This window comes from Actinacidiphila sp. bgisy167, assembly GCF_057707665.1.
Genome location: NZ_JBYIQP010000087.1, coordinates 22,132 through 28,421 on the forward strand (window position 1 = coordinate 22,132; position 6,290 = coordinate 28,421).

Sequence of the window (6,290 nt, forward strand, 5' to 3'; positions counted from 1 at the left end):
AACCATCATGCCGACTGCCGCCGCCCCGTCGCCAGGCCCCGCAGCGTTGCTCCTGCCGACGCCCGCACCGGCAGCAGATGCGGTCCTGGACCGTGTCGCCGCCCGCATCCGCCAGCGTCTGCGGGCCCAGCAGGCCGATCCGAACAGCCACACTGGCGACGCCTCCCACGCTGCTTCCCTCGTCCGGCCCCGGCCCCTTTGAGCACGCCGACTCCATGACGCCGTCAGAGGACTCCGCCCCTGCGTTCCGCACCTTCATCCTCAAGACGGTCAACCGCTGCAACATCGACTGCGACTACTGCTACGTCTTCAACTCCGCAGACCAAAGCGCCCGGCGCCTACCTGCGCGGATGCATACTGATGTCGCCCGTGCCGCGGCCGGCCGCATCGCCGAACACGCGACCTTTCACCAGCTGAAGACCGTGCACATCGTCATCCACGGCGGTGAACCGCTCCTGGCCGGCGTCCGGCACACCGCCCGGCTACTCGCCGCAGTACGCGACGGCCTGCCGCCTGATGTCGAGGCGCACTTCGAGCTGCAGACCAACGCGACTCTTCTCTCGGACGCCTGGCTGGATCTGTTCGATGCCTACGGTGTCGCCGTCGGCGTCAGCCTCGACGGCCCGCCGGCAGTCAACGACCGCCATCGGCTCACGCGCGCCAAGCGCTCCACGGCCGCCTCCACCGTCCGCGGCATCGATCTGCTGCGCACCCGGCCGCACCTGTTCGCCGGCATCCTCGCCGTCGTCGACCTCGCCCACGATCCCGTCGAGGTCCACGATTACCTTGCCGGGTTCCAGCCACCAGTCATCGACTTCGGCCTCCCCCACGCCACCCACGACCACCCGCCACCTCGCGGTCACCCCGGCGTCCCCGAGTACGGCATCTGGCTTTCTCGCGTCCACGACGCCTGGATCGCCCGCCCCGAACACCACCACAGTGTCCGCATCCTCGAGGACATCGCCGCCCTCAGCGCCGGCATCCACGACTCCGTCGAAACCGTCGGCCTCGCGCCCCCGGCCGGCATCGTCATCGAATCCGACGGCACCATCGAAGGCGTGGATACCCTCCGCTCCGTCCACGAGGGCGCCTCCCACCTCGGCCTCGACGTCTTCCGCCACACTCTCGACCAGGCCCTGCACCACCCCGAGCTCGACCACCGCCGACTCGGCCGCCTCGCCCTCGCCCACCGATGCCAGACCTGCCCGCTCGTCCCCGTGTGCGGCGGCGGCTACCTCCCCCACCGTTTCAGCACCGCCCACGGCTACCGCAACCCCTCCGTCTACTGCGCCGACCTGGAGTACCTCATCCAGCATGTGCAGCAGACCCTCCAGCGGCATGGCTGGACACTGAACAACTGACCACACTGTGGCCAGCGCCGAACAGCGAAACCCGGACCACCAGGAGCTTTACGTGACCACGATGACCATCCGTCCCGCCGAGAAGCGCGATGTCCCCGCGGTGGCCCAGCTCATCGAAGAGATCGAGCAGTTCTACGGATCGACCGACATTCAGCCCCTCGATGAACGCCTCACCCAGGTCGAGGAAGCCCTCTTCGGCACCCCTCCCCTTGCCTACGCCCTCATCGCCGAAGACCACGATGGCGCCCTCGCCGGCCTCGCCGCCTACTCCTTCCTCTGGCCCGCCGCAGGCGCCACCCACTCCCTCTACCTCAAAGAGCTCTACGTCCGCGACGCCCACCGCCGCCACGGCCTCGGGCAGCAGCTCATGAACGAACTGCGCACCATCGCCGCCGCACACCCCGGTTGCAGCCGCATCGAGTGGACCACTGACACCACCAACCCCGCTGCCCGCGCCTTCTACAAAGCCCTCGGCTTCGACGAGTACGACGGCAAGATCCTCTACCGCACCGCGACCGGCTCTGCCGCCGGGTAACAGCAAGGCTGACCCACCGCCGGAGAGCAGCAAATTCAGTGCCGAGCCCGACCCGCGCAGGTACTGACAAACGGCATAACGCCGTGCTCGGCGACAAAGCGGCCGTCGAGGTAGCCTCCAGGAACGTTGACGGCCTGCTCCGAGGCATCAAAAGCCGACACCATTCACCCCGCCCAGTCGCCGTGCGGCATCATTAGCCCCACGAATGCGCACCACCACAGATGCGACCAGGGGGAGGGCCCGGATGCCTGAGCAAGGCCGGTTTCGCCTCGAAAATCTCGAACCAGGGCGCGCCGTAGCAGGCATCGTCACTGACACTGACGTCACGGTCATCGCGGTGCAAATGTTCGGCCAGGCAGCGGCGCAGGTGACCTATCGCCGCCCGGACGGCACAGTCGAAGAAAGCATGCTTTACCAGGATGATGAGGGCAAACTGGCCCCCGGAATTATGTCGGCCTCCAGTGGCTTCGATGCCGACCCCGGGCTCTTCCGACTCTCAGCGGAAGCCCTACGCATTCGGATGGCCGCGCGCGGTGACAGCATGCTTGCTGTATCCACCAGCCTCCTCGACCCCCTGCCCCACCAAATCCAGGCCGTCTACAATGAGCTGCTACCTCGCACCCCTCTGCGTTTTCTCCTCGCCGACGACCCCGGTGCCGGAAAGACAATCATGGCCGGGCTCTACATCAAGGAGCTGGCACTTCGCGGGGACCTGGAGCGCTGTCTGGTAGTCGTGCCGGGCGGGCTGGTCGAGCAGTGGCAGGACGAGCTCCTGGAGAAGTTCGGCCTTGATTTCACCCTGCTTACCCGGCAGCTGACCGACGCGACGATCGACGGCAACGTCTTCGACCGGCATCCGCGGCTCATCGCGCGCATGGACGCCCTGGCTCGTTCCGAGGACCTGAGGCGGCTACTCGGGGAGAGCGGGTGGGACCTTGTGGTCGTCGACGAGGCGCATCGGATGAGCGCCAGCTACTTCGGCATGGAGCTCAAGACCACCAAGCGCTACGAGTTGGGCCGCCTTCTTGGTCGGCTCACCCGGCACCTGCTGCTGATGACCGCCACCCCGCACGCGGGCAAAGAGGAGGACTTCCAGCTGTTCATGACGCTGCTGGATAGTGACCGGTTCAGCGGCCGGTACCGGGCGGGCATCCACGGACACGACGTCTCCGGGCTGATGCGCCGCACGATCAAGGAGGATCTGCTCACCTTCGACGGCCGCAAGCTCTTTCCCGAGCGCCGCGCCTACACCGTTCCTTATGTTCTCTCGCCTGCCGAACAGGAACTGTACGAGCAGGTCACGGATTATGTACGCCGAGAGATGAACCGGGCGGAGCGCCTGGACGGGCGGCGTGGCAATCAGGTCGGTTTCGCGCTCACCGTCCTCCAGCGCCGCCTCGCCTCCAGCCCGGCGGCGATCCACCGTTCTTTGGAGCGCAGGCGGCTGCGGCTGGAAGCTCGGTGCGAGGAGATGCTGTCAGACCACCCTTTGCCCTCAGCCAGTACTACCGCGCACGTCCCGTCTGTCCCGGCCGACGATGAGCTGGACGACCTGACTGGCGACGAGCTGGAGGAACTGGAGGAGCAGGTCGTCGACGCCGCGACCGCTGCCCGCACGGTGCAGGAGTTGAAGCTGGAGATCGCAGCTCTGAGCGGGCTTGAGCGGCTCGCGGGGCGGGTCCTGACCTCCGGCGACGACCGCAAATGGCAGGAGCTATCGGGGCTCCTGCAAGATGATCCGCTGCTGCGGGACGAGAACGGCGTGCCTCGCAAGCTGATCGTCTTCACCGAGCACCGCGACACCCTCGACTACCTGTCCCGCCGCATCAGGAACCTGCTCGGCCAGCCCGAGGCGGTCGTCGCCATCCACGGCGGCACGCCGCGCCCCCACCGCCGTGACATATGCGACGCCTTCAACCAGGACCCCGAGGTCCGCATCCTCGTCGCCACCGACGCCGCAGGTGAGGGCCTGAACCTCCAGCGTGCCCATCTCATGGTCAACTACGACCTGCCGTGGAACCCTAATCGCATCGAGCAGCGTTTCGGGCGGATCCACCGTATCGGTCAGACCGAGGTTTGCCACCTTTGGAACCTGGTCGCCGCCGACACCCGCGAGGGCCAGGTCTTCCAACGGCTCCTCGACAAGATCGAACAGCAGTCGAAGGCGTACGAAGGCAAGGTCTACAACGTCCTGGGGGAGCTCTTCGAGGGCGAACCACTGCGCGGCCTCCTTCTCCAGGCCATCCGATACGGAGACCAGCCCGAGGTCAAGAGCCGATTGGACCAGGTCATCGATGCCCGGGTCGGTGAACGAGCAGTCGAGCTGATCAAGGGACTGGCGCTCGATGCCCACGTCATGGGCCTGGAGGATGTCCAGGAAGTGCAACTACGCATGGAGGAGGCCCAGGCCAAGCGGCTGCACCCGCACTACGTTCGGGCCTTCTTCCGCGAAGCCTTCGACCACCTCGGCGGCCACCTGCGGGCCCGGGAGAGCGGGCGGTACGAGATCACCCACATCCCAGCCGTACTGCGCGACACGGCCCGCTTCGGTCGGGGTCTTGGGGGGATCGTGCAGCGCCGCTACGAGCGGGTCTGCTTCGACCGAGACCGCGTCACCGTCCCTGGCGCGGCCCGCGCCGACCTGATCGCTCCCGGGCACCCGCTCTTCGAAGCCGTACTGGAAGAGACGATCCACCACTACGGCGATCTGCTCACCCGGGGCACTGTCCTCGTAGACGCCTCAGATGCCGGCACCCGCCCCCGGCTGCTGACCGCACTGGTCCAGGAGGTCATCGACGGGCACCGCCGCTCGGTCGACCGCTCCTTCGCATTCGTGGAACTTCACCCTGATGGTACGGCCCACGACGCTGGCCCCGCCCCCTATCTCGACTACCGCCCGCCCACCCCCCGCGAGGCCGAAGCAGCCGAGGCACTCCTCAAGGAGGACTGGCTGCGCGACGGCGGTCCCGCCCGCGCCCTGGACTGGGCCGTCCGCGAAGCCGTACCCCAGCATCTGAACCGGACCAGGGAACGTCTCCTGCCGGTCATCGAGCGCACTCGAACTCAGGTCGAGCAGCGCCTTCGCCAGGAGATCAGCTTCTGGTACGCCCACGCCGGAAAGCTCGAACTCGACCAGGCCGAGGGGAAGAAGATCCGCCACCGCCCCGAGACCGCCCGTGCCTGGGCCGAAGACCTGGAACGGCGCCGCGAACAGCGTCTCGCCGCCCTCGATAAGGACCGGGCCCTCCAGGCCCGACCGCCCGTCATCGCCGGCTGCGCCCTCGTCATCCCCGTGGGCTGGCTTGTCCGCCACGTGGGCCCCGCCCAGACCGCGGCCGAGAAGGCTGTGCTCGACGCCCTGCACGCCGCGGACGGTTACGACACCGACCGTCGAGCCGTCGCCGCTGTCCTCGGCGCGGAACGCAGCCTGGGCCGCGTCCCCGAGGAGATGGCACACAACAATCCCGGCTACGACATCCGATCGCTTAGTCTTGATGGTCACCTCGTGCACATCGAGGTCAAGGGCCGCCGGGAGGGCGCGGAACACTTTTACATCAGCCGCAATGAGGTGCTTGTTGCCAAGAACCGGGGCGAACACCACCGTCTTGCCCTGGTCTCCGTGAGCCCGCACGGCCCAGAACACGACGAGATCAGATACCTGATCAACGCCTTCGCCGAGACCGATTTCGGCGACCTGAAGACCGAGGGTCTCCTGCTGTCCTGGCAGGACGCCTGGAACAAGGGAGGAACCCCGCAGTGAGCGGTGCAACCGACGAGACGGCCCCGGAGCGCCGCACCAAGCTCATCGAGGTATCCCTTCCGCTGGAGGAGATCAACCGGGAGTCCGCCCGGGAGAAGTCCATCCGCCACGGCCACCCGTCCACCCTCCACCTGTGGTGGGCCCGTCGACCTCTTGCCGCGGCCCGCGCGATGCTCTTCGCACAGCTCGTCGACGACCCTTCCTCGCGGCCGGACCTCTATCCCGGGGAGGAGGAGCAGAAGGCCGAACGTACTCGGCTGTTCCAGCTCATCAGGGAGATGGTTCCCTGGGAGGCCACTCGCGACGAGCGGATCATGCGCAAGGTCCGCGAGAAGATCGCGGAGTCGCATGGCGACGGCCCTCTTCCGCCCGTGCTCGATCCCTTCGCGGGTGGCGGAACGATCCCGCTGGAGGCACACCGACTGGGTCTTGAGGCTCATGCCAGCGATCTGAACCCCGTCCCGGTAGTCATCAACAAAGCGTTGATCGAAATCCCACCGAAGTGGGCCGGGCGCAGGCCGGTCTCACCGACGGCGGAACTGCGCCACGAAGGTAGTTGGCGCGGGGCGAGCGGACTCGCCGAGGACGTGAGGCAGTACGGCAAGTGGATGCGGGAGCAGGCGTACGCCCGCAT

At 67.3% G+C, this 6,290-nt stretch carries 4 protein-coding genes; all 4 read left to right on the forward strand.

Annotated features, from left to right (window positions below; genetic code table 11):
* Positions 1 to 215 precede the first annotated feature (215 nt).
* Entirely contained in the window at positions 216 to 1,361 is a 1,146-nt protein-coding gene (locus AC3ET4_RS25900; RefSeq protein ID WP_431953461.1) for an FxsB family cyclophane-forming radical SAM/SPASM peptide maturase, read from the forward strand.
* 61 nt (positions 1,362 to 1,422) lie between these two features.
* Complete coding sequence (haaN, locus tag AC3ET4_RS25905; RefSeq protein WP_431953469.1) at positions 1,423 to 1,896, forward strand: cyclophane-containing RiPP N-acetyltransferase HaaN; 474 nt, start codon at positions 1,423 to 1,425, stop codon at positions 1,894 to 1,896.
* A 244-nt stretch (positions 1,897 to 2,140) separates the two neighbouring features.
* The gene (locus AC3ET4_RS25910; RefSeq protein WP_431953463.1) at positions 2,141 to 5,656 is read left to right on the forward strand and encodes a helicase-related protein; all 3,516 of its coding nucleotides are present in this window, start codon (positions 2,141 to 2,143) and stop codon (positions 5,654 to 5,656) included.
* The coding region (locus AC3ET4_RS25915) for a DUF1156 domain-containing protein (protein ID WP_431953465.1) at positions 5,653 to 6,290 on the forward strand (638 nt) is incomplete at its 3' end. The genes AC3ET4_RS25910 and AC3ET4_RS25915, both read left to right, overlap by 4 nt.

What these genes read in the sequence shown, in the direction of transcription:
- AC3ET4_RS25900 (WP_431953461.1), top strand. Translation starts at nt 216, where the DNA reads ATGACGCCGTCAGAGGACTCCGCCCCTGCGTTCCGCACCTTCATCCTC.
- haaN (WP_431953469.1), top strand. Translation starts at nt 1,423, where the DNA reads ATGACCATCCGTCCCGCCGAGAAGCGCGATGTCCCCGCGGTGGCCCAG.
- AC3ET4_RS25910 (WP_431953463.1), top strand. Translation starts at nt 2,141, where the DNA reads ATGCCTGAGCAAGGCCGGTTTCGCCTCGAAAATCTCGAACCAGGGCGC.